The organism is Halococcus sp. PRR34 (assembly GCF_028617175.1).
GTDB lineage: Archaea > Halobacteriota > Halobacteria > Halobacteriales > Halococcaceae > Halococcus > Halococcus salifodinae.
Window position 1 is genome coordinate 194,822 of record NZ_JAQJDA010000003.1, and the last position, 19,890, is coordinate 214,711.

Here is a 19,890-nt window from a genome sequence, read left to right on the forward strand (position 1 = left end):
GGTTCCCACCGATCTGGCTGCTCGTCGAGAATCGAACCGGTGAGTCGAGCGACGAGAGCTACTCGATGTTGTCGACGATGACGTCGGCGAACTCGCTGGTGGCGAGCTTCTCGCCGCCCTCGATCTGCCGGTGGATGTCGTAGGTGACCTGCTTCGAGGAGATGGTGGCCTCGACGGCGTCGTAGATCTTCTGGGCGGCGTCGTTCCACCCGATCTCCTGGAACAGGATGCGGCCCGAGAGGATCAGTGCGGTCGGGTTGGCCTTGTCCTTGCCGGCGTGTTTCGGCGCGGAGCCGTGGACGGGTTCGGCGACCATCCGGCCGTCGCCGATGTTCGCGCCGGGCGCGATCCCGAGCCCGCCGATCTGTGCGCCGGCGGAGTCCGAGAGGTAGTCGCCGTTGAGGTTCGGCATCGCGAGGACGTCGTAGTCACTCGTGCGAGTGAGGATCTGCTGGAGCATGTTGTCCGCGATCCGGTCGTTGACCACGAGCGTGTCCTCGGGTGCGTCACCGTCCTCGTCCTCCCAGAGGGTGTCCTCGGTGATGACCTCGTCGCCGTACTCCTCCTCTGCGACCTCGTAGCCCCAGTCACGGAACGCGCCCTCGGTGAACTTCATGATGTTTCCTTTATGAACGAGCGTGACCGAGTCGCGGTCGTGATCGAGCGCGTAGTCGATCGCCTTCCGGACGAGGCGTTTGGTGCCGAACTCGGTGATGGGTTTGACGCCGATCCCCACCGCGCCCTCGTGGATCGACTCGTCGAAATCCATCTCGTCCTCGACGAACTCTCGAACCTGCTCGACCTCGTCGGTGCCGGCCTCCCACTCGATGCCGGCGTACACGTCCTCGGTGTTCTCCCGGAAGTTGACCATGTCCATCGCGCCCGGGTCGGATACCGGTGAGGGGACGCCGTCGATGTGGAACGTCGGCCGGACGTTGGTGTAGAGATCGAGGCGTTTGCGGAGCGCGACGTTCAGGCTGCGAAAGCCCGCGCCGACAGGGGTCGTGAGCGGGCCCTTGATCCCGACGTTGAACTCCCGGAGCGCCTTCAGGGTGTCCTCAGGGAGGTTCTCGTCGTAGCGCTCGCGGGCGGCCTCGCCGGCGTAGAGTCGCATCCAGTGGATCTCGCGTCCTGTGGCCTCGGCAGCGGCTCCCAGCACTCGCTGGGCGGCGGGTGCGACGTCGCGACCGATGCCGTCGCCGTGGATGAACGGGATGATCGGCTCGTCGGGAACGTCGAACTCGTCGCTGCCGGCGGCTTCGATGCGCTCGCCCGCGTCGGGTACCTCGACTCGATCGTAGCTCATATCATCACAAATCCGCGTGGCGCGCTCAAAGGTTTACCGTTCTCCGATCCGGCTTCTCCGCGTTCCGCGCCGGTTCGTGAGGGTTATGCGACCGGCCCCGGTGGCGCACGTATGCAGCTCATCGTCCACGGCGGAGCGGGCAGCGCACCCGACGATCCCGAGTCACGCCAGGAAGTTCTCGACGAGGCCGCGGCGACCGGCACAGGGGAACCGACACCGACCGCCGCGGTCGTCGTCGCCATCGGCGTGCTCGAACGTGCCCCACGATTCAACGCCGGCGTCGGCGGGGCGATCCAGGACGACGGGGTCGTCAGAACCGACGCGGGGATCATGACCGACGAGCGCGAGGTGGGGGCAGCCTGCTCGATGCCCGGCGTCCGCGACGCCGCGACGGTCGCCCGCACGGTGATGACGGAGACGCCACACGTGCTCGTCGCCGACGACCATGCCGTCTCGCTGGCCGAGGGGTTCGGGGTCGAGACCGAGGCCGATCTCACGACCGAGCGGACACGCGAGCGGTGGGCCGATCTCTCGCCGCCCGACGAAGGCGATACCGATGAACGGCTCGCGTGGGTTCGTGAGCAGTTCGGCGGATCGGATACGGTCGGTGCGGTCGCGGTCGAGGATGGGAAAATTGCGGCGGCGACCTCGACCGGCGGGCGGTGGTGTGCGCTCGCCGGGCGGGTGGGTGACGTCCCGCAGGTCGGGAGCGGGTTTTACGCGACGCCCGCGGGCGGCGCGAGCGCGACTGGGGCCGGTGAGGACATCGCCCGGATGACGCTCTCGCGGCTGGCGGTCGAGCGGCTCGAAGCCGGCGACAGTCCCGAGACGGCCGCCGAGCACGCCATCGACGAGCTGGCGGTCGAGACCGACGGTGGGGCGGGAATCATCGTACTCGACGACGAGGGCAGGGTGGGCAGCGCGTACAACACCGACGCGATGCAGACCAGTACGGCAGAGCAGTCGTAGGCCGAACGGCAGGCGTTTTGGTGGTTCGGTCCAACGTCGAGCCATGAGCGACGTGGACCTCTCGTCGGAGCAGTACGAGAAACACCGTGAGGCAGGCGAAATCCTCGCTCAAGTGCGCGAGGAAGCCGCCGAGCGCGTCGAGGTCGGCACGAGCCATCTCGACGTTGCGGAGTGGGCCGAGGAGCGTACCCGCGAGCTGGGTGGCGAGCCCGCGTTTCCAGTGAACATTTCGATCGACGAGGAGGCCGCCCACGCCACGCCGAGCGCCGACGACGACGCCACGTTCGGCGAGGAGATGATCAACCTCGACATCGGGGTACATGTCGACGGCTGGCTCGCCGACACCGCTATTACGGTCGATCTCTCGGGCCACGACGACCTCGCGGAAGCGCCCGAAGCCGCGCTCGACGCCGCGCTCGACCTCGTCGAACCGGGTGTCGAGACCGGCGAGATCGGTGCACGGATCGAGGAGGTCATCGACGACTACGGCTACAACCCCGTCGTCAACCTCACCGGCCACGGGCTCGGCCGGTGGGACCAGCACACCCCGCCGAACATCCCGAATCGCGCGGTGAGCCAGAGCGTCGAACTCGAAGCGGGCGACGTGGTCGCCGTCGAGCCGTTCGCCACCGACGGTGGCGGGAAGGTCTCGGAGGGCGGTGACGAGCAGATCTACGCGCTCGACCGCGAACAGTCGGTCAGAAACCGGGACGCGCGCAAGGCGCTCGATCAGATCACCGAGGAGTTCCGCACGCTCCCCTTCGCCACCCGATGGCTCGACGTCGATCGTCCCGAGATGGCGCTCCGCCGGCTCGAACGCCAGAACGTGGTTCACGGCTACCCGGTGCTGAAAGAGGACGATGGCGCGCTCGTGAGTCAGAAAGAGCACACCATCATCGTGACCGAGGACGGCTGTGAAGTGACGACCGAGCGCTGAGACGGCAGTTGCGGGTGTGGTGCGGCGGCGGTGCGGGCCTGGCGGATGAAGGGCGAGCGAACGAAGTGAGCGAGGGCTTCGGCGGTGCGGTTGGAGTGCGGCTGCGGCCCCTCGGTGGATCGAGGGCGAGGGAGCGGAGCGACCGAGGGCTCGGGCGGTGCTGTGCGGAGCGGACGGCGGGACCGTCCGTGCGAGCGAAGCGAGCACGGTTCACCGCGAACGACCGAAGAGAGTGAGCGGGGGTTTTTGGTGCAGATTTTTACGAGGAGGGGTGTGCGAGCGAAGCGAGGCGCGACCGACGGGAGCGCCTCGATGCGAACGGGGAGTGGAGCGACCCGTGAGCGAAGCGAGCGCACCCGACGAAGTAAAAAGGTGCTACCACGGCTCACTTTTCAGCCCCACCCGATAGGCGATCACGTTGGTCCCGACGTGGAGCAACGGGGTGGCGACGAGGACGACCAGGAGAACGGGGAGGGTGAACGTCGCAGTAAACCACTCGAACGCGCCGAGCGCCGTCAGGAGGAGCGCGCCGAGGACGAAATCGAACTGGTCGACGCCGGGGAACGCCGCGCCGCGTTCGCGGCCGGTGCGACGCTTGAGGAAGGAAGCGGCCGCGTCGCCGACCATCGCGCCGATCGGCAGTGTGACCATCGCGATGGGGGGAAACGTCGGAAGCGGGAGGCCGGTCGCACCCGAAACGGTGGGCTCGACGGCATTCAGCACGAGTGCGAGCGCGATACCCGCGATCGCGCCAGCGGCGGTCCCGCGCCACGTCTTGCCGTCGCCGAGCACGCGCGCACCGCGCCACGTCCGCCCGTTGTCGATGGGACGACCACCGCCGACGAGAACGGCGGCGTTGTTCGGAACGTACGCCGGCAGCATCGCCCAGAACGCGACGGCGATGACTGCGACAGGGTCCATACCGCCGGATCGGCGGTCGGCGGTATGATACTGTCGGAGTTCGAGGCCGCGTCACGCGGAGCGACCGCTACACGCCGGGGATAAATCCGAGCACGCCGATGGTTTCGAGAACGAGCCAGCCGACGAACACCCCGTAGACGCCCAACAGGACGCCGCCCTCCCGTCCGGTGAGCGTCAGATCGGTCCTGAGAACGGTAAAGAGCACCAGCGTCGCGACGGTGAGAAACGCCATCATCGGGACGGTGGCGGCGAAGTCGATCGGCGCGGTGCCGGCGACCAGCACGCCCGCGGGCACCGCGACGAGGAGATCGAACGTGTTGCTGCCGAGGACGTTCGCGAGGCTGGTCACACCCTCGCCGCGCTTCGCTGCTTTGACGCTCACGAACGCGTCGGGCAGGCTGGTTCCGGCCGCGACGACGGTCAGTCCCCAGATGAAACTCGGGGTATCGAAGAGGTCACCGAACCCGATTGCCGCCCGGACCAGCCCCTCGACCGCGATCACGATGACGACGAGACTCACCGCGAGCACCGCCCACTCCCGCACGACGTTTATCCCGTCGGTTGGCTCGGTCGATTCGTGCTCGATGACGTCCTGGTACTGGATGAACACGTACAGCGCGTAGAGGGCGAGCGGCGCGAGCGCGAGCGGCCGCGTGACGGTGCCGACGAGCGAGCCCGGCGTGGTCGGGTTGTAGATGACCGCGAGCGCGAACGTGATGAGGAGCCCCGCGACCGCGAGCATGTAGAACTGGGCCTCCTTGTACACCAGCGTGCGATCCGCTTCGAGATCGCCCCGGCTGAAGTAGCCGCTGAGCGCCGGGATCACGAGGATGTTGAACACTGCGGAGCCGACGATCGCGCTCACGCCGAGATCGAACTCACCGTGGAGCAGCGTCGAGAGCACGGCCGCCGAAAGCTCCGGAAAGCTCGACCCGACCGCCGCGACGATGGCTCCCTGGACGACCGCCGGCAAGCCGTAGTACGTCGACAGTCGATCACTGGCGCGTTCCAGCAGGCTGCTCCCCTTCCACACGCCGGCGGTAGCCACGACGGCGATCACCGCGTACAGGGCGACCTGAGTCGCGCTCATCGTCCGACGCTACCGACGGCCGATCCCATAACACTCCTGTTATCGCTCGACGACTGCCGACTCAGTCGAGCTGGTCGGCCACGATCGCGTCCGCACGCTCGACGAACGCCTCTTTCTCCTCGGTCGGAATCGTGGCCCCGGCGGCGACGTCGTGGCCGCCGCCGTCGCCGCCGAGGGCGCGCGCGGCCTCGCCCATCACCGCCGAGAGATCGAGCCCCTCCCGCACCAACCGATGGCTCCCGCGGGCCGAAACCTTGCTCTCGGCGTCGTTTTTCGTGGCGAACGCGACGATCGGCTTGTCCGAACGTGTCGCGTCGGCCCCGAGCGCCATCCCCGCGATGATCCCCACGATGGTCTCGCGGATCTCCTCGCCGGCGTCGAACCACTGGAGATGCTCCTCGCCCGTCACGCCCGTTCGCTTCACCCAGTCGAGGCCGGTCGCGAGGTTCCGACGGTGGTTCGAGAGCAGGCGTCGCGCCCGATCGAGCGCCTCGTCGCGATCGCCGAGACAGACCGCGAGGCCGACGTCGGCGCGGTCGTAGCGGGCGGTGGCGTTGAGCAGCGTCGAGAACTCGCTGGCGTCCCGGAGCTCCGTGCCCGTCGGCTCGCCTGACAGCGTGTAGGTCGTCCCCACCAGCTCGTCGATCCGCCCGGCGGGGACGCCGCGATCGACCGCGCGCTTGACGAGACCGCTCGCCACCGCCTGTCGCTCGTCGGCGGTGAGATCGACCCACCGCCGCCAGCCGTCGTCGTCTTCGAGATCGAGGCCGAGCCCGGAGAGGAACTCGCGTGCCCCGCGCTCGCTGCCCGAGATCCCTGGGATCCGGACGTCGGTCGCGTATTCGAGGAGTTTCGGGAGCGGCCGGGTCTGTTTGCCGTAGAGTGCCAGATCGGTGGTTTCGTTCAGGACGTCCGCTGCACAGCCCTCGCCGACGATCGCCTGATTCGCGCCCGTGAGCTCGCCGTCGCTTGCTTGCATGTCGCCGACCGCGCCGACGATTGCGAGCGCCGCGAGATCGCGGTTTTCGGTCGTTCCTCCGTGCGCGTCACCGCCATGCTCCGCTAGCGCCCGTGCGAGAACGTACGCCGTCCCCGCTCCCGAGAGCTCCGACGATCCGTCGAGGCCGACGAGCAGCGGGTTCAGGTGGTGTTCGGTGTCGGCGTCGGCGGGCTGGTGGTGATCGGCGATCACCGGTGTGAACGCACCTGCGGCCTCGTGTTCCGCGATGTGGTCGAGCTGACCGCTGCCGAAGTCGGTGAACAGCACGGTCTCGAACTCGGTGGCTGCGATCTCGGCGATCGCGTCGGCGTCGAGCTGCTTTTCGAAAACGACTTCGAAGGGGATCTCCGCGCGTTCGAGCGCCTGTGCGGCGACCGCCGCACTGGTCAGTCCGTCGGCGTCGATGTGGGAGGCCACGAGCACTCGGTCGGCCCCCACGAGTGCGTCGGCGCACGCTCGGGCGTCGTCGGCGAGCTCGGGGACCGGTGAGGCCATTGTTCCCGATTGGCGCGCGATCCGGTTTAAGTCTCCGGACCGTTGGCGGCCGTCTCGTCGAGGAGATCGACCGCAGTCCGTGCGAGCGCGTCGAACGTCGCTTCCGCCGGCACGACGTCGACCTCGATCCCTGCGGCCGCCGCAGTTGCCCGGGTCGGTTCGCCGATCGTTCCGACGACCGAGCTTTCTAACCCGTCGATCGCCGCCTCGTGGAGCCCGCGTTCTGTGGCCGCTTCGAGAAAGTGTTCGACCGTGAGCGAGGAGGTGAACAGCGCGGCCGCGAGATCGCCGTCGGCGGCGAGTTCGGCCGAGCGACCCGCTTCCGGCGGCCGAGCGAGCTCGTACAGGATTGTCTCGTGGACGTACGCACCGTGCTCGGCGAGGCCGTCGGTGAGCACCGCCGACCCGTGATCGCTCCGGGCGACCTCAACGCGCGCACCGGGGACCTCGTCGGCGAGATGGGCCACGAGACCCGTCGAGGAGAATTCTCCGGGGACGTGATCGACCTGGTAGCCCGCCGCCCGGAGCGCGTCGGCGGTTGCGGTGCCGATCGCACACACCTTTCTCTCCGGCTCCCAACCCACGTCGGCGACGATCTCGACGCCGGTCTTGCTCGTCAGGATCGTGTACTCGGCGTCCGTCCGTGGCACGGCTCCCGTGGTGTCGATCGCGAGCATCGGGTCCGCTACCGGTTCGACGCCGAGCGATACGAGCAGATCGTTCGCCCGTTCGATGCGCTCGTCGGCCGGCCGGAACACTGCGACCTTCATCTTTGGAGGAACTCCCGCACCCGATCGCGCTCGCCGGCCACGTCGCCGATGACGGTGACGGCAGGTGGCTCGATACCCTCGCGATCGGCGACCCCGGTGATCGTTTCGAGCGTGCCGGTCACGATCCGTTCGTCAGGCCGGCTCGCGCGCTCGATCAGCGCGACCGGCACTTCACCACTCATCCCGGTTTCGCGGAGTGCGGCGGTGTACCCGGGCAGTTTGCCGACACCCATCAGTACCACGATCGTGCCGTGGGTGGCGGCGAGCGCGTTCCAGTCGACCGCTGATTCCTCCTTTGTGGGGTCCTCGTGGCCAGTCACGAACGACACCGACGAGGCGTGCTCGCGGTGGGTCGTGGGGATGCCCGCGAGCGCGGGGCCGGCGAGCGCCGAGGTCACGCCGGGCACGACGCGAAAATCGACGCCGTGCTCGGCGAGATAGGCTGCCTCCTCGCCGCCGCGACCGAACACGAACGGGTCGCCGCCCTTCAGCCGAACGACGTGGTTGCCTTCGCGGGCGAGTTCGACCAGCCGCTCGTTGGTGTACTCCTGGCTTGTGCGATCGCCGCCCGCGCGCTTGCCGACATCCTCGCGCTTCCCTTCGGGGATCGTCTCGATGATCGCCGGCCCGGGGAGCTTGTCGTGGAGCACGACGTCGGCCTCGTCGATGAGTCGGCGGGCTTTCACGGTCAGGAGCTCGGGATCACCCGGACCGCTCCCCACGAGAGAGACGATGCCGACCGAGTCGGTTTCGGTGTCGGTCTCGTTCCCGGTCATTCCGCGCGTTTCGCCTCCCCTTCGTCGTCCCGTTTGGCCTGCTCGATCAGATCGGCTGCACCCCGGTCGGCGAGGTCGTCGGCGAGATCGCGGGCCGCCGTCGGATGGCGCTCGATCGGGAGGTCGCGGGTCGCGGCCACCTCTTCGGTTCCATCCCGACTCAGTACCCGGACCGCGACCCGGACGTACTCACCCTGGATGACCGCGTGTGCGCCCATCGGTGCGACACAGCCACCGCCGAGCTCCTCCAAAACCACTCGCTCGACGGTGGTTTCAACGCGCGTTCGGGGATGATCCAGTACCTCGTTGAGGGTCTCGGCGAGGTCACTGTCCCGGGCCGTGACCGCGAGCGCGCCCTGGCCGGCTGCCGGGACGAACGTGTCGGTCGCCAGTTCGCGGGTAGGGACGTGGCGCGCGAGACCCGAACGTTCGAGTCCCGCCGCCGCAAGCACGATGGCGTCGAATTCGGTCTCGACCTCGCGTTCCAGTGACTGGCGCTCGATCTCGTTCAGATCGTCGAACCACTCCTGGGGCGTGCGCTCGTACGCCGGCAGGTCGTCCGCATTCCCGTCGTCCGTGCCCTCTCCATCGCTCTCGCTCCCCTCTTCGTCCGTGTTTGCGGCCTCCATCCGCCGTTCGTGTTCGCGCTGGCGGTGCGGCGCGAGCAGCTTCTCGATTCGAGTGTCGACGTTCCCGCGAAGCGGCTGAACGTCGAGATCGGGCCGCGTTGCGAGCAGTTCGGCCGTCCGCCGGAGGCTCGACGTACCGACAACGCTCCCGTCGGGGAGATCGTCGAGCGTCGTTCCGTCGGGCGTGACGAGCAGATCACCGGCGGTGGCGCGTTCGGGGACGCCCGCGATCACGAGACCGTCGGGGCTCTCGGTCGGAACGTCCTTCATCGAGTGCACTGCGGCGTCACAGTCGCCGTCGAGGACTTGCTGGTCGAGCGCACGGACGAACGCACCGGTCTTGCCGAGCCGGTGGATGAGTTCGTCGCGGAGCTGGTCGCCCGTGGTTTCGACCTCGACCAGCTCGACCGTGTGGCGGCGGGCTTCGAGGCGTTCTTTCACCGTCGCCGCCTGGCGGGTAGCGAGGTCCGAACCCCGCGTCGCCAGCCGGATGGTCCCGTCGCGCGCGTTCATACCTGCTCTCGGACACCGAGCTTCAAACCACCTTCGAGAGACGTACGTGACTGTTGCTCTGTCTGCTCGTGAGTAAACGGGCCGGGCAAACGGCGGAGGTTCGGATTCGGCTGGCGACGAGCCACGGGCTTTCGGGCTGGGCGGTGCGGTGGAGAAAACCCGATTACGCGTTGTTCATCCGCAGTGCCGTCTCCTCGCCGCAGATCATGCACTCGCTGATCCGGTAGGGTTCGCGCGAGAACTCCGCGTTCTCGGCTTTGCCGCTCTCGGTGCGAAGCTCGATCGAGACGCTATGGCTGGTATCGCGGTCGCAGACATCGCAGGATTCGCTGACGCCGTCTGCAGCATCGGTGCGGGTTGACATCGACAAGTGCTCGGGGTGTCGCCATCATAAACCTCCAATTCCGTTGGCTCCAGTTCCGACGGTTCAATCGCCGATAGCGCCAACCGCCCGCGAAACAGGCCCGAAAAACGGAATTTGCCACCGACCGTTCAACCGTTCATCCCGCCCGAAACAGTCGAGAACGGCCGAAAAGCTTTTATACAGGTTTCATCGACACTCGATACATCCGGAAAGGCTCTAACCGCGCCACCGCTCAGCCCCCACATGGAGCAGGTGTTCGCCCCGTGGCGCATCGAGTGGGTCGAGCGCGACGACGACGGCGATGGGTGTCCGTTCTGTGAGCTTCCCGAACGCAACGCGGACCGAGAATCGCGGATCGTGGCTCGGAGCGAGCACGCTTTTTGTCTGCTGAACAACGCCCCGTACAACCCCGGCCACGCGATGGTGATTCCCTACCGCCACACCGGTTCGTACCCCGACCTCGACGACGAGGCACTCCTCGATCACTCGCGGCTCGTCCAGCGCACGCTCGCCGCGATCGACGACGGGCTCGACTCTGATGGGGCGAACACCGGGATGAACCTCGGAGATTCGGCCGGCGGCTCGATCGACGATCACCTCCACACCCACGTCGTCCCTCGCTGGCAGGGAGACACCAATTTCATGCCGGTGGTGAGCGACACGAAGGTGATCGTCGAAGCGATCGACGACACCTACGATCACCTCCACGACGCGTTCGCCGCACAGGACGGGGTCCGTGATCCCGGTCCCGACGACGCGATCGTCATCGAGTGAGTCCACGCCCCGCCAGCCTCGGCGTGTCGAAGCGTCTATGCCGTCCGCTCGCCAACCGTCGACGATGAGTCGTGCGGCCGCGGTCCGGCGGGTCGGGCTGCTCGTACTCGCTGCGAACGTCGTGCTCGTCGCGGTCAAAGGGGGCGCGTGGGTCACCACCGGGAGCCTCGCAGTCGGCTCGGAGGCCGCGAACTCCCTCGTCGATGCGGGCTACGCCGCGGTCGTGCTCGGTGGGCTCTATCTCACGACCCAGCCACCCGACAGCGAACACCCCCACGGCCACGAGCGGATCGAGCCGTTCGTCGCGCTCGCGATCGCGCTCGCGGTCTTTCTCACCGGTGGCACGGTTCTGTGGCGCTCGCTCACCGCGATCGCCGCCGGGGACGTGACCGCAACCGGCAGCCCGATCGCGGTCGTAGTGCTCGCTGGCGCGGCGATCGCCAAGTTCGGGCTGTATCGGTACTGTCTCGCTGCCGGCCGGACCCACGACTCGCCCGCGCTCACTGCTACGGCGCTCGACAACCGCAACGACGTGCTGACCGCAGGCGCGGCGCTCTGTGGCGTGCTCGGCGCACGGCTCGGGTTTCCATTGCTCGATCCGCTCGCGGCCGCGATCGTCTCGGTGGGAATCCTCTATACGGGCGTCGAGGTCGTCCGAGACAATCTGCCGTACCTCGTCGGCGGCGCGCCCTCCGAGGACTTCCAGGCCAGAATCCTCCGGCGCGCGCTCGCCCACCCCGACGTCGAGGGCGCACACGACGTGATCGCTCACTACGTGGGTCCGGAGATCGACGTCAGCCTCCACATCGAGGTCGAGGGCGATCGCACGCTCAGGGAGGCTCACGCGATCGAGAGCGCGGTCGTCGCATCGATTCGCACGCTCGACCGCGTCGACGACGTGTTCGTTCATCTCGACCCGAAGGAACTCGACGAGTGGAAGGTGGACCCGGACGCCGATCGCCTGGTTCGCCGAACCGAGGAACGTCCCGACGACGGTGAGCCGAGCACAGCGAGGCGATCCACGTCGGTCAAGCGGAGCGAGGCGCGACCGGAGGAAACGCCTCGAAACAGCGAACGGCGAAGCCGTGAACGAAGCGAGTCCGACGACGGTAGCGAGTCCGCGCCGAACGGGAGCCGCCAGTGACGACTACTCCGGGAAGATGCTCTCGGGAAGGTACGCCGAGACCGTCCAGTTGGGTGCGTCGACGACCTCGCTGATCTTCAGATCGATCGCGGCCGAACACAGGATGTACGCCTCCGCTCGGGTCAGCCCGCGCTCGTCGTGGAGGTGATCGATCATGTGACGCACCGCCTTCTTCGTCGCCGTCATGAGGTCGTCGCTGATCCCCGTGGTTCCGTACATCGGCTCGTCGACGCCGGTGGGCGTGAACGGTCCTTCTGTTCGGAACTGGGGCTGTTCGATCTCCATGTCCGAGCGCACGTCGAACCGCGCGGTCACGAACATCGGCGCTTCGATCCCGGTCACGCAGACCTCGCCGTCGCCCTGGGCCGCGTGGCAGTCGCCAGTCGAGAACAGCCCGCCCTCGACTTCCACGGGCAAGTACAGCGTCGAGCCTTCGGTGAGATGTTTGACGTCCATGTTCCCGCCGACATCGCGCGGCGGGAGCGTGTCGTGTTCGCCGTCCTCGCCCGATGCGACTCCGATGGTGCCCGGGAACGGGTCGAGCGGGACCTCGATGCCGTTCACGAACTGGCCGACGTCCCCCTCCAGATCCCAGATGTGGAGGCCTGGCTCCTCGAAGTCGTCGGGCAGCAGTCCGAGCCCCATCTCGCCAGGGGAGAAGACGTTGTACCCCCAGCCCTTGTGCTGGCAGTCGAGCAGTTCGACTTCGAGGACATCGCCCGGTTCCGCGCCCTCGATTGCTACTGGTCCCGTGAGCGGGTGGACGGGATCGAAGCTCACGTCCGGGACGTCCGCGACGGTGGTTTCGACGTCGACCTGGCCGTCGACCGCGTCGCGGCACTCGAACCGGACGACCTCGCCAGGCTCGACGGTCAGCGCGGGATCGAGGCCGTTGTCCCACGCGCTGTGGATGTTCTCGTCGCGATCGCTCAGTCGGTGATCGACGGTGTACTCGCGTTCGGTGTGTGCCATACAGCCACAATCGACGAACCGGAACGGAATAACTCTACGGACGATGTCGGTCTTCCTCAGACCGGTTCGCCGAACGCGTACACCGTGTTCTGCCCCGTGATCTCGACGGTGAGGAGATCACCAGGCGCGACGCCGTGTTCGGGTGCGTTCTGGATGATGACCTGGCGGTAGGCTTCGTCGTAGCACTTGACCGACTCGCCGGTACCGGGTTCGACGACCAGCACCTCGTGGCGCTCGCCGACCATCGACTCGTAGGCCGCGCCCACAACGTCCATCTTCAGGTCGGTCATCGCCGACGACCGCTCCTTCTTTTTGGTGCCGCCGAGACCCTTCATGTCGGCGGCGTCGGTGCCAGGCCGCTTCGAAAAGCGCGTGACGTTGATTCGCTCCGGTCGGGTCTCGCGGAGGAGATCCATCGACTCCTCGTGGTCCGCGTCGGTCTCGGTCGGGAAGCCCGTGATGAAGTCGGTCGCGAGCGTCCAGTGATCGAGGCGGTCGTCGAAGGTCTCGACCACCTCGCGGAACTCGCGCACCTGGTGCTGGCGGCGCATCTCTCCGAGTACGTCGTCGCTTCCGCTCTGGACCGGTGCGTGGAGGAAGTTGTAGAGCTTCTCGTTTGCCGCAAAGACGTCGGCGAGTTCCTCGCGGATTCCATGTACTCCCTTCGGGTTCGCCATCCCCACACGCACCCGAAAGTCGCCGTCGATGGCACAGATCCGATCGAGGAGCTCGTGGAGCTTCCGTTCGCCGTCGTCCCAGCCGTACACGCCGGTGTCCTGGCCAGTAACACGAATTTCCTTCGCGCCAGCGTGGACCAGCGCGCGGGCTTTCTCGACGTTTTCGTCCACCGGCGGTGAGTCGATCTTGCCGGTCGCGTGCTTGGTGATGCAGTACGAACAGTCGCTCATACAGCCCCGCGCGATCGGGAGGATGCCGACCTTCCCGTCGAGGATCGGCTCCGTGCCGGGGGTCGCCGTCGGACACTCGCCATTCAGCACGACCTCGGGGACCTCGTCCCAGCCACAGACCGTGGCGTCGAGGTCGGCGAACTCCTCACCCTGGGCGAGCGCCATGCAGCCGGTGACGACGAGATCTGCGGTCTCGCTTTCGAGTTCGCGCGCCCGACTGAGCATGTTGGTCTCGGTGGTCTCGACCACGGTGCAGGTGTTGAGGATGGCCACGTCGGCCGCTTTGGGGCCGTCGACTGGGTGATGCCCGCCGTCGCGGAGCCGGCGCTCGATCGCGCGGCTCTCCCCGCGGTTCGCGGTGCAGCCGTAGGTTTCGAGGTGATAACTGGCCATCCGCTGTCGTCGGTCCTCGGGCGTGCGCAGCAAAAAGCGCGACGACTCGTCCTCCCGGAGCGAGTCTCACGTCGTCTTTCGGATGAGGCCGACTATCGCCTGGCGGCGAGGTAGATCACCGCCGACTCGTGAAGCGCCGGATGGGAAACGGCGTGCGGGCGAGCCTCGTTGACGATGGCGAACGCGTCATAGAGCCGACGATCCTCCTCGGCGGCGAGCGTCGTCGCCACCAGCACGCTGCTCCGCGAGATTCCGGCCTTGCAGTGGATCAGCACCGAGCCATCACGTCGGTAGAGCGCTCGCGCGGTGTCCACCGCGGCCTCGAACGCCGGCCAATCGTTGCCTGGCCCATCGTCGAGCGGGTGGTGGTGGGTCGTCAGCGGTCGCTCCTCACTGGTGGCCGAGAGGACGTGCGCAAACGCGTGGTCGTGGCGCTCGGGAGCGGCGGCGAACCAGTTCCCGAGGAACAGGTCCCGATCGCCGATCCGACGGACGATCGGTTCATCAGCCACGTAGCCGAACGGTCGAACGATCGGCTCCGGGGTGTCCGTCCGGTTCGGTGTGGGGGCCGTTCGGTCCGGCTCGTCCGGATTCATGCCAGCACGAGCCCTCTCACCGACAATGAAGCGTTCGGTCGATCAGCGAACGTGATCGCCGGACCGTGACGGCCTCTCTACCGGAGCGGCTCGCCTTTCGTCTTGCGGCCGAACGCCAGCACTACGACTCCGCCGGCAGCGAACGCGATCGCGAGCGGGACGAGCGCGGCGAGATAGCCGACCTCGACCAGCGCGCCCGCGAGGATCGGGCCGATGACGGCCGCGATCTTGCCGACCCCGCCCGCAAAGCCGTTGCCGGTCGCGCGCGCCTCGGTCGGGAACAGCTCGGGCGTGTAGGCGTAGATCGCGCCCCACGCCCCGAGCGAGAAGAAACTCGCCGCGAGCAGCCCGCCGAAGAAGGGCCAGAATCCGGAGAGGCCGAGACCGAACAGCGAGACGCCGGGCATCGCCGTCGCGAAAACGAAGGTGAACACGCCCGAGAGCACGAGATAGCTGCCGAGGGTTGGCTTTCGACCGATTTTCTCGACGAGATAGGCCGCGCTGAAGTAGCCCGGGAACTGGACGAGGCCGACGAGCAGGAAGTAGCCGTAGACGTTGCCGACCACACCCGCCGCGCCCACAGTCTGTGGCAGCCAGATGAACACGCCGTAGTAGCCGAAGTTGATCGCGAACCACGCCGCCGCGATCATCAGGGTCTGCCGGCGGATGTCCGGCGCGAACAGCCGCGAGACGCTCGCGGCGGCGGTCGATTCGACCCCCTCGACGTCGGGTGGGGCGTGCTCCTCGCCGTTCTCCTCGGCGATGGCCGCGAGGCGCTCGTTCGCGGCCTCGACGTCGCCGGTGCGCGCGAGGTAGTAGGGCGTCTCACGGAGCTGTGAGCGGATCACGAACACCAGCAAGGCGGGGAACGCGGCGGCCGCGAACAGCAGCCGCCAGCCCGCCACCGCACCCACGACCGGCACCGCGATCATCCCTCCTGAAGGGAGCGCGGCGAGGAAGACCCACGCGAGCACCACCGCGAGCACGTAGCCCACCGGCCAGAACGCGTCGAGGTAGACGAGATACCGGCCCCGGCGGTCGGTCGGGAGATGCTCGGAGAGATAGGAGGTGTCGACTGCGAGCGCGCCGCCGAGGCCCATGCCGGTCAGAAAGCGCAGCGCGAACCCCGAGTAAAAGCCGACCGCGAGCGCGGTCAGCCCGGTAAAGACGCCGTAGAGAAGCACCGTCCACTGGAAGGCGACCTGGCGACCGTACCGATCGGCGTACCAGCCCCACCCCCAGTTGCCGAGCACCATCCCCATCAGGCTCGCCGAGCCGAGCAACCCGGCCGAGAGCCCCGAGAGCGTCCACGCCTCGATAAGTACAGGAAGGGTGAAGCTGATGATGATGACCTCCATCCCGTCGAGCGCCCACGCGCTGCCACAGACCGCGAGCAGCCGGCGGTGGAACGCACCGATCGGGATGCGATCGAGCACCTCCGCGACGGTGACCGTTTCTCCCTTCGACATCGATTCGATTTCCCGTATCGAAGACCCACAGCCACACGTACTTAATAACGAGGAAGATCGGCAATCGATTCCGCTTTTGAAGACCGATCGACTTCAACCGATTTCGGTCGTCGTTGGAATCGCGGGTCCGCGATCGTCCCGGATGGCGCTGTGACGGCCTGGTCTCACTCGCCGCTCTCGAACTCCTCGACGAGCGTCACGCCGCTCGACGCACCGATCCGCTCCGCGCCCGCTTCGAGCATCGCTTTCGCCTCCTCGTAGCTGCCGACGCCGCCGCTGGCCTTGACTGGGAGGAACTCGCTCATGAGCTCGACATCGGCAACCGTCGCACCCCCCTCCGCGAACCCGGTAGCGGTCTTCACGAAGTCGGCATCGGCGTCGACCGCACAGCCACACGCACGGCGCTTCTCGTCGTCGCTCAGCAGGGGGGCTTCGATGATGACCTTCACCGGGAGCGGCACCGCAGCCACCACCTCGGCGAGCTCCGCCGTGACGGCCTCGTCCTCGCCCGCACGGAGCCGACCGACGTTTATCACCACGTCGAGTTCGTCCGCACCGTCCTCCCACGCCCGAACCGCCTCCGCACGCTTCGTTTCCGGGGCGTGCTGGCCGTGGGGGAACCCGATCACGGTGGCCACGGTCACCTCGGGTGCAGTCTCGCTCGCGATGTCGAGGTAACACGGCGGCACGCAGGCGTTCATGCCGTACTCGTCGGCCTCGGTCACGACTCGCTCGACGTCGCGCGGCGTCGTCTCGGGCCCCAGGATGGTGTGATCGATCGTCGCGGCGAATGCGGTGCGGTCCATATCGGGGCGAACGGAGCCACGGTCAAAAGATCGCGTATCCGCCGACCGGAACCCTTTCGCCGCCGCCGGCCGCGTCGTCGGGCATGGTTCCCGCGCAGGTTCTTCCGGAAGGAACGACGCTCCCGTCGCCCGTCGTCCTCCTCGTGCTGGCGATCGGGATCGCGGGTGTCGTCGTCGCACTCCGGCGGATCGCCCCGCGGGTCACCGAGCGGGTGGTGGTCGCGTTCGCACCGTGGATGGTCGCCGGGTCGAGCTGCTACGTGCTCTATCAGGTCGAGGCGGTGCCGGAAAGCGTGGCCCCGTTTTTCAGCTCGCCGGCGGTCTACGTCTCGATCGCAGTGCTCGCGGGTGCGGTGTGGGCGGCCACAGCGGCGACCGGACTCTCTGCGGATCGGTGGCGACTGCCGTCGGTCCCGGGGATCGTCGCGCTCGTGGGGAGCGCGGTCGCGATCGCGGCCGTGGGATGGGCGTTCGCGTTCGGCGTGGAGACGCGCCGAGGACTCACGGTGGCGTGGCCGGCGGTCGGGCTCATCGTCGCCGTGGTGCTGGCGGCCGTCGTCTGGAGCGGCCTGCAGCGCGTTGCCCCCGAGACACGGATCACCGGCGGCGTCGGCGCGCTCGCGGTGTTCGGCCACACGCTCGACGGCGTCTCGACCGCAGTCGGGATCGACGTTCTGGGTTTCGGCGAACAGTCGCCGATCTCGCGCGCGATCATCACGTTCGCCGCCGACCTCCCGACGGCACCGGTTCTCGGCACGGTCTGGCTATTCATCCTCGTCAAGCTCGTGCTCGCGGCGGTCGTCGTCGTCCTTTTTTCCGGGTACGTCCGCGACGAGCCCGCCGAAGGATACCTCCTGCTCGGCGCGGTTGCGGCCGTCGGGCTCGGGCCTGGCGTCCACAACCTGTTGTTGTTCACGATCGCCACCCCGTAGATTTATCACACAACACGAACGAACCGTGGTGGAGCCGACACCGCTCAGCCGACACCGCTCAGCCGACACCGCTCGACCGATGACCGACGATCTCCCGACACCAGCCGAAATCATCGCCGCCCACGACAGGATCGAGGAGATATACGACCTCAAATATCCGGGAACGATGACGGCGGCCCCGAAGCGCACGCTCCGCCGCGAAGTGCTCGAACCTGCTGCCGAGCACGACGATCCGTACCACCGGGCAGCGACGCTGTTCTGGAAAATCGAGAGCGTCCACGTCTTCGAAGACGCGAACAAGCGGACTGCGTGGGCCGTGACGGAGAACTATCTCCGGGAGAACGGCATCGCGCCACCTCCCGGCGACGAACTTGTCGAACGCGTCGTGCGGCGGGCCGGGATGTTCGATGTGGACGAACTCGCGGACTGGTTCGAAACCGGCGATATCGACGCATCGCGACTGCCGGAGCATTAATCATGCGTTGGACCACTACTACCACCATCCCATCATGAGTCAGGAAAAAGAGCGTGACCCCGATGATCTCGATGCGTACAAGAACCGGATCGAACGGATCGTCGAGGAGCGCCGCGAACTCTTCGATCGGCTCGCCTGAGCAGCGCCACTCGGCTTTCAGCGAGCGGCCTCGGTGACCAAAGCGACCGAACGGCCAGTTTCTCGGCCCGAGTGGCAGGTATTAGTGAGCCGACCGCCTACAGCCGGCAATGCCAGACGCAGAGGCGGTCGCCGAGGCCGACGTACCGCTCGATCTCACCCTCTCGGAGAACGAACTCGATGCGCGCCGCGAGCACATCCTCCAGTTCGTCCGTGAAACGGTCGACGACGCTGGGGCAGACGGTGCGGTGCTCGGGCTCTCCGGCGGGATCGACAGCACCCTGACGGCGTATCTGGCCGTGGAGGCGCTCGGTACTGATGGCCTCCACGGCCTCGTGATGCCGAGCGAGGTCAACGACGACGCGAACATGAGCGATGCCGAGCGGGTCGCCGACGATCTCGACATTGCGTACGACGTGATCGCAATCGAACCGGTCGTCGAGTCGTTCCGCGAGGCGTTCCCGGCCGATCTCGACACCGACTCGGACTTCGCGGCGCTCACGACGGCTGTCGGCAACGTCCGCGTCCGCACCCGCGCGATCTTCAACTACTTCGCCGCCAACCTCGAAAACCGGATCGTGCTCGGGACGGGCAACCGAAGCGAGGCACTCGCGGGCTATTTCACGAAGTACGGCGATCAGGCCGTCGACTGCAACCCGATCGGCAACCTCTACAAAGTGCAGGTTCGCCAGCTCGCGCGCCACCTCGGCGTTCCCGACGATCTCGTGGCGAAGACGCCGACAGCAGGGATGTGGGTCGGCCAGACCGACGAGGAGGAGATGGGTCTGAGCTACGACGTTCTCGACGCCGTGCTCGCGCTCCACATTGATGGGCCGCTCTCGAAGTCCGCGACCGTCCGCGAACTCGCAATCGACGAAGCGGCCGTCGAGCGGGTCGAAGGTCTCGTCGCTCGGAGCGAGCACAAACGTCAGATGCCGCCCGCACCCGAACCGCTCGGCTGACACGATGGTTCCGGAGCCGCGCCCCCTTCACCCCGACGATCGATAGCACTCGCTGCGAATCGAGTCCGTGGTCGGTTGCTGTTCGTCCCTCTTCGAACCTGCTCGCCGAGTTCTGTCACTCGGCAGGGACAAAAAGATAACTTCACCGATCACGATCGGGATGATGAATGGCGATCCTCGATACACTCGTCATACTCGCGGTGTGCCTGCTGGTCGGCGGTCTCGTGATCTTCACCGGCGTGCGATTCGTCGTCGATGACACGGTACGCCCCGAGAGTGCGTTGCTCACCGCAGCAGTCGGGGCCGTCGTGTGGGCTGCCATCAGCTTCTACGCCGGCCGCGTTCCGGTCGTCGGCCCCGTGACGGCACTCGTCATCTGGATCGTCGTTATCGTTTTGCAGTACTCCAGCAGTTGGCCGACCGCCGCCGTGCTCGGATTCGTCGCCTGGTTCGTTTCCGTCGTAGCGTTGTACGCGCTCGGAACCCTGGATATCGTCTCACTTTCCGTTCTTGGTGTCCCGGAGGTGTGACAGTCGTGATCGCACGGGAGC

At 67.2% G+C, this 19,890-nt stretch carries 21 protein-coding genes; 8 read left to right on the plus strand and 13 right to left on the minus strand.

Annotated elements, in window-relative coordinates:
- Positions 1 to 58 precede the first annotated feature (58 nt).
- Positions 59 to 1,306 carry an isocitrate dehydrogenase (NADP(+)) gene (gene icd, locus PHA81_RS05925; protein WP_005039542.1) on the minus strand — a complete coding sequence of 416 codons (1,248 nt, stop codon included), beginning with the start codon at positions 1,304 to 1,306 and terminating at the stop codon, positions 59 to 61.
- Between the two features lie 111 nt (positions 1,307 to 1,417).
- Here icd and PHA81_RS05930 point away from each other — a divergent pair, with 111 nt between their 5' ends.
- Both PHA81_RS05930 and map read left to right on the plus strand, forming a co-directional pair.
- A complete protein-coding gene (locus tag PHA81_RS05930) occupies positions 1,418 to 2,275 on the plus strand; it encodes an isoaspartyl peptidase/L-asparaginase (RefSeq protein WP_273835786.1) in 858 nt (285 codons plus the stop codon).
- Positions 2,276 to 2,318: 43 nt separating this feature from the next.
- The gene (gene map, locus PHA81_RS05935) at positions 2,319 to 3,212 is read left to right on the plus strand and encodes a type II methionyl aminopeptidase (RefSeq protein ID WP_005039538.1); all 894 of its coding nucleotides are present in this window, start codon (positions 2,319 to 2,321) and stop codon (positions 3,210 to 3,212) included.
- A gap of 375 nt (positions 3,213 to 3,587) precedes the next feature.
- Here map and PHA81_RS05940 read toward each other — a convergent pair whose 3' ends face one another.
- The 7 genes from PHA81_RS05940 to PHA81_RS05970 all read right to left on the minus strand — a co-directional run bounded on the left by PHA81_RS05940 (position 3,588) and on the right by PHA81_RS05970 (position 9,770).
- Positions 3,588 to 4,133 (minus strand): CDP-2,3-bis-(O-geranylgeranyl)-sn-glycerol synthase, encoded by a 546-nt coding sequence (locus tag PHA81_RS05940; protein ID WP_005039537.1) that lies wholly within the window; start codon positions 4,131 to 4,133, stop codon positions 3,588 to 3,590.
- Between the two features lie 67 nt (positions 4,134 to 4,200).
- On the minus strand, positions 4,201 to 5,223 hold the full coding sequence (locus PHA81_RS05945) for a sodium:calcium antiporter (protein WP_005039535.1): 1,023 nt from the start codon (positions 5,221 to 5,223) through the stop codon (positions 4,201 to 4,203).
- A gap of 61 nt (positions 5,224 to 5,284) precedes the next feature.
- On the minus strand, positions 5,285 to 6,718 hold the full coding sequence (locus PHA81_RS05950; protein ID WP_005039531.1) for a DHH family phosphoesterase: 1,434 nt from the start codon (positions 6,716 to 6,718) through the stop codon (positions 5,285 to 5,287).
- A gap of 26 nt (positions 6,719 to 6,744) precedes the next feature.
- Positions 6,745 to 7,488 (minus strand): uroporphyrinogen-III synthase, encoded by a 744-nt coding sequence (locus PHA81_RS05955; protein WP_273835790.1) that lies wholly within the window; start codon positions 7,486 to 7,488, stop codon positions 6,745 to 6,747.
- Positions 7,485 to 8,264 carry a uroporphyrinogen-III C-methyltransferase gene (gene cobA, locus PHA81_RS05960; protein WP_005039525.1) on the minus strand — a complete coding sequence of 260 codons (780 nt, stop codon included), beginning with the start codon at positions 8,262 to 8,264 and terminating at the stop codon, positions 7,485 to 7,487. Before cobA ends, PHA81_RS05955 begins: the two co-directional genes overlap by 4 nt.
- A complete protein-coding gene (gene hemC / locus PHA81_RS05965; RefSeq protein ID WP_005039523.1) occupies positions 8,261 to 9,406 on the minus strand; it encodes a hydroxymethylbilane synthase in 1,146 nt (381 codons plus the stop codon). Before hemC ends, cobA begins: the two co-directional genes overlap by 4 nt.
- A 163-nt stretch (positions 9,407 to 9,569) precedes the next feature.
- Complete coding sequence (locus PHA81_RS05970) at positions 9,570 to 9,770, minus strand: hypothetical protein (protein ID WP_005039521.1); 201 nt, start codon at positions 9,768 to 9,770, stop codon at positions 9,570 to 9,572.
- 243 nt (positions 9,771 to 10,013) lie between these two features.
- Between PHA81_RS05970 and PHA81_RS05975 the strand changes: the two genes are divergently transcribed.
- Positions 10,014 to 10,544 carry an HIT domain-containing protein gene (locus tag PHA81_RS05975; protein WP_273835792.1) on the plus strand — a complete coding sequence of 177 codons (531 nt, stop codon included), beginning with the start codon at positions 10,014 to 10,016 and terminating at the stop codon, positions 10,542 to 10,544.
- Between the two features lie 64 nt (positions 10,545 to 10,608).
- Positions 10,609 to 11,688: a cation diffusion facilitator family transporter gene (locus PHA81_RS05980; RefSeq protein ID WP_273835793.1), complete on the plus strand. Its 1,080-nt coding sequence runs from the start codon at positions 10,609 to 10,611 to the stop codon at positions 11,686 to 11,688.
- 3 nt (positions 11,689 to 11,691) lie between these two features.
- Here PHA81_RS05980 and PHA81_RS05985 read toward each other — a convergent pair whose 3' ends face one another.
- The 5 genes from PHA81_RS05985 to deoC all read right to left on the minus strand — a co-directional run bounded on the left by PHA81_RS05985 (position 11,692) and on the right by deoC (position 16,832).
- Positions 11,692 to 12,660, minus strand: coding sequence for an acetamidase/formamidase family protein (locus PHA81_RS05985; protein WP_273835794.1), 969 nt, complete (start codon positions 12,658 to 12,660; stop codon positions 11,692 to 11,694).
- A gap of 56 nt (positions 12,661 to 12,716) precedes the next feature.
- Positions 12,717 to 13,961 carry a tRNA (N(6)-L-threonylcarbamoyladenosine(37)-C(2))-methylthiotransferase gene (locus PHA81_RS05990; RefSeq protein WP_273835796.1) on the minus strand — a complete coding sequence of 415 codons (1,245 nt, stop codon included), beginning with the start codon at positions 13,959 to 13,961 and terminating at the stop codon, positions 12,717 to 12,719.
- 92 nt (positions 13,962 to 14,053) lie between these two features.
- Positions 14,054 to 14,557 (minus strand): dual specificity protein phosphatase, encoded by a 504-nt coding sequence (locus tag PHA81_RS05995; protein WP_273835797.1) that lies wholly within the window; start codon positions 14,555 to 14,557, stop codon positions 14,054 to 14,056.
- Positions 14,558 to 14,634: 77 nt separating this feature from the next.
- Positions 14,635 to 16,026: an MFS transporter gene (locus PHA81_RS06000; RefSeq protein WP_273835801.1), complete on the minus strand. Its 1,392-nt coding sequence runs from the start codon at positions 16,024 to 16,026 to the stop codon at positions 14,635 to 14,637.
- Between the two features lie 164 nt (positions 16,027 to 16,190).
- The gene (gene deoC / locus PHA81_RS06005; RefSeq protein ID WP_005039505.1) at positions 16,191 to 16,832 is read right to left on the minus strand and encodes a deoxyribose-phosphate aldolase; all 642 of its coding nucleotides are present in this window, start codon (positions 16,830 to 16,832) and stop codon (positions 16,191 to 16,193) included.
- Between the two features lie 83 nt (positions 16,833 to 16,915).
- Here deoC and PHA81_RS06010 point away from each other — a divergent pair, with 83 nt between their 5' ends.
- The 4 genes from PHA81_RS06010 (at position 16,916) to PHA81_RS06025 (ending at position 19,869) form a co-directional block, all read left to right on the plus strand.
- A complete protein-coding gene (locus PHA81_RS06010) occupies positions 16,916 to 17,764 on the plus strand; it encodes a DUF63 family protein (protein WP_273835810.1) in 849 nt (282 codons plus the stop codon).
- A 79-nt stretch (positions 17,765 to 17,843) separates the two neighbouring features.
- A complete protein-coding gene (locus PHA81_RS06015) occupies positions 17,844 to 18,239 on the plus strand; it encodes a Fic family protein (protein WP_273835812.1) in 396 nt (131 codons plus the stop codon).
- Positions 18,240 to 18,487: 248 nt separating this feature from the next.
- On the plus strand, positions 18,488 to 19,339 hold the full coding sequence (locus tag PHA81_RS06020) for an NAD+ synthase (RefSeq protein WP_273835813.1): 852 nt from the start codon (positions 18,488 to 18,490) through the stop codon (positions 19,337 to 19,339).
- A 167-nt stretch (positions 19,340 to 19,506) separates the two neighbouring features.
- A complete protein-coding gene (locus PHA81_RS06025; RefSeq protein ID WP_273835814.1) occupies positions 19,507 to 19,869 on the plus strand; it encodes a hypothetical protein in 363 nt (120 codons plus the stop codon).
- The last annotated feature ends 21 nt before the right edge of the window (positions 19,870 to 19,890 follow it).

Excerpts from the sequence above, each read along its gene's own strand:
- icd (WP_005039542.1), bottom strand. The coding sequence starts at position 1,306 with ATGAGCTACGATCGAGTCGAGGTACCCGACGCGGGCGAGCGCATCGAA.
- PHA81_RS05930 (WP_273835786.1), top strand. The coding sequence starts at position 1,418 with ATGCAGCTCATCGTCCACGGCGGAGCGGGCAGCGCACCCGACGATCCC.
- map (WP_005039538.1), top strand. The coding sequence starts at position 2,319 with ATGAGCGACGTGGACCTCTCGTCGGAGCAGTACGAGAAACACCGTGAG.
- PHA81_RS05940 (WP_005039537.1), bottom strand. The coding sequence starts at position 4,133 with ATGGACCCTGTCGCAGTCATCGCCGTCGCGTTCTGGGCGATGCTGCCG.
- PHA81_RS05945 (WP_005039535.1), bottom strand. The coding sequence starts at position 5,223 with ATGAGCGCGACTCAGGTCGCCCTGTACGCGGTGATCGCCGTCGTGGCT.
- PHA81_RS05950 (WP_005039531.1), bottom strand. The coding sequence starts at position 6,718 with ATGGCCTCACCGGTCCCCGAGCTCGCCGACGACGCCCGAGCGTGCGCC.
- PHA81_RS05955 (WP_273835790.1), bottom strand. The coding sequence starts at position 7,488 with ATGAAGGTCGCAGTGTTCCGGCCGGCCGACGAGCGCATCGAACGGGCG.
- cobA (WP_005039525.1), bottom strand. The coding sequence starts at position 8,264 with ATGACCGGGAACGAGACCGACACCGAAACCGACTCGGTCGGCATCGTC.
- hemC (WP_005039523.1), bottom strand. The coding sequence starts at position 9,406 with ATGAACGCGCGCGACGGGACCATCCGGCTGGCGACGCGGGGTTCGGAC.
- PHA81_RS05970 (WP_005039521.1), bottom strand. The coding sequence starts at position 9,770 with ATGTCAACCCGCACCGATGCTGCAGACGGCGTCAGCGAATCCTGCGAT.
- PHA81_RS05975 (WP_273835792.1), top strand. The coding sequence starts at position 10,014 with ATGGAGCAGGTGTTCGCCCCGTGGCGCATCGAGTGGGTCGAGCGCGAC.
- PHA81_RS05980 (WP_273835793.1), top strand. The coding sequence starts at position 10,609 with ATGAGTCGTGCGGCCGCGGTCCGGCGGGTCGGGCTGCTCGTACTCGCT.
- PHA81_RS05985 (WP_273835794.1), bottom strand. The coding sequence starts at position 12,660 with ATGGCACACACCGAACGCGAGTACACCGTCGATCACCGACTGAGCGAT.
- PHA81_RS05990 (WP_273835796.1), bottom strand. The coding sequence starts at position 13,961 with ATGGCCAGTTATCACCTCGAAACCTACGGCTGCACCGCGAACCGCGGG.
- PHA81_RS05995 (WP_273835797.1), bottom strand. The coding sequence starts at position 14,557 with ATGAATCCGGACGAGCCGGACCGAACGGCCCCCACACCGAACCGGACG.
- PHA81_RS06000 (WP_273835801.1), bottom strand. The coding sequence starts at position 16,026 with ATGTCGAAGGGAGAAACGGTCACCGTCGCGGAGGTGCTCGATCGCATC.
- deoC (WP_005039505.1), bottom strand. The coding sequence starts at position 16,832 with ATGGACCGCACCGCATTCGCCGCGACGATCGATCACACCATCCTGGGG.
- PHA81_RS06010 (WP_273835810.1), top strand. The coding sequence starts at position 16,916 with ATGGTTCCCGCGCAGGTTCTTCCGGAAGGAACGACGCTCCCGTCGCCC.
- PHA81_RS06015 (WP_273835812.1), top strand. The coding sequence starts at position 17,844 with ATGACCGACGATCTCCCGACACCAGCCGAAATCATCGCCGCCCACGAC.
- PHA81_RS06020 (WP_273835813.1), top strand. The coding sequence starts at position 18,488 with ATGCCAGACGCAGAGGCGGTCGCCGAGGCCGACGTACCGCTCGATCTC.
- PHA81_RS06025 (WP_273835814.1), top strand. The coding sequence starts at position 19,507 with ATGGCGATCCTCGATACACTCGTCATACTCGCGGTGTGCCTGCTGGTC.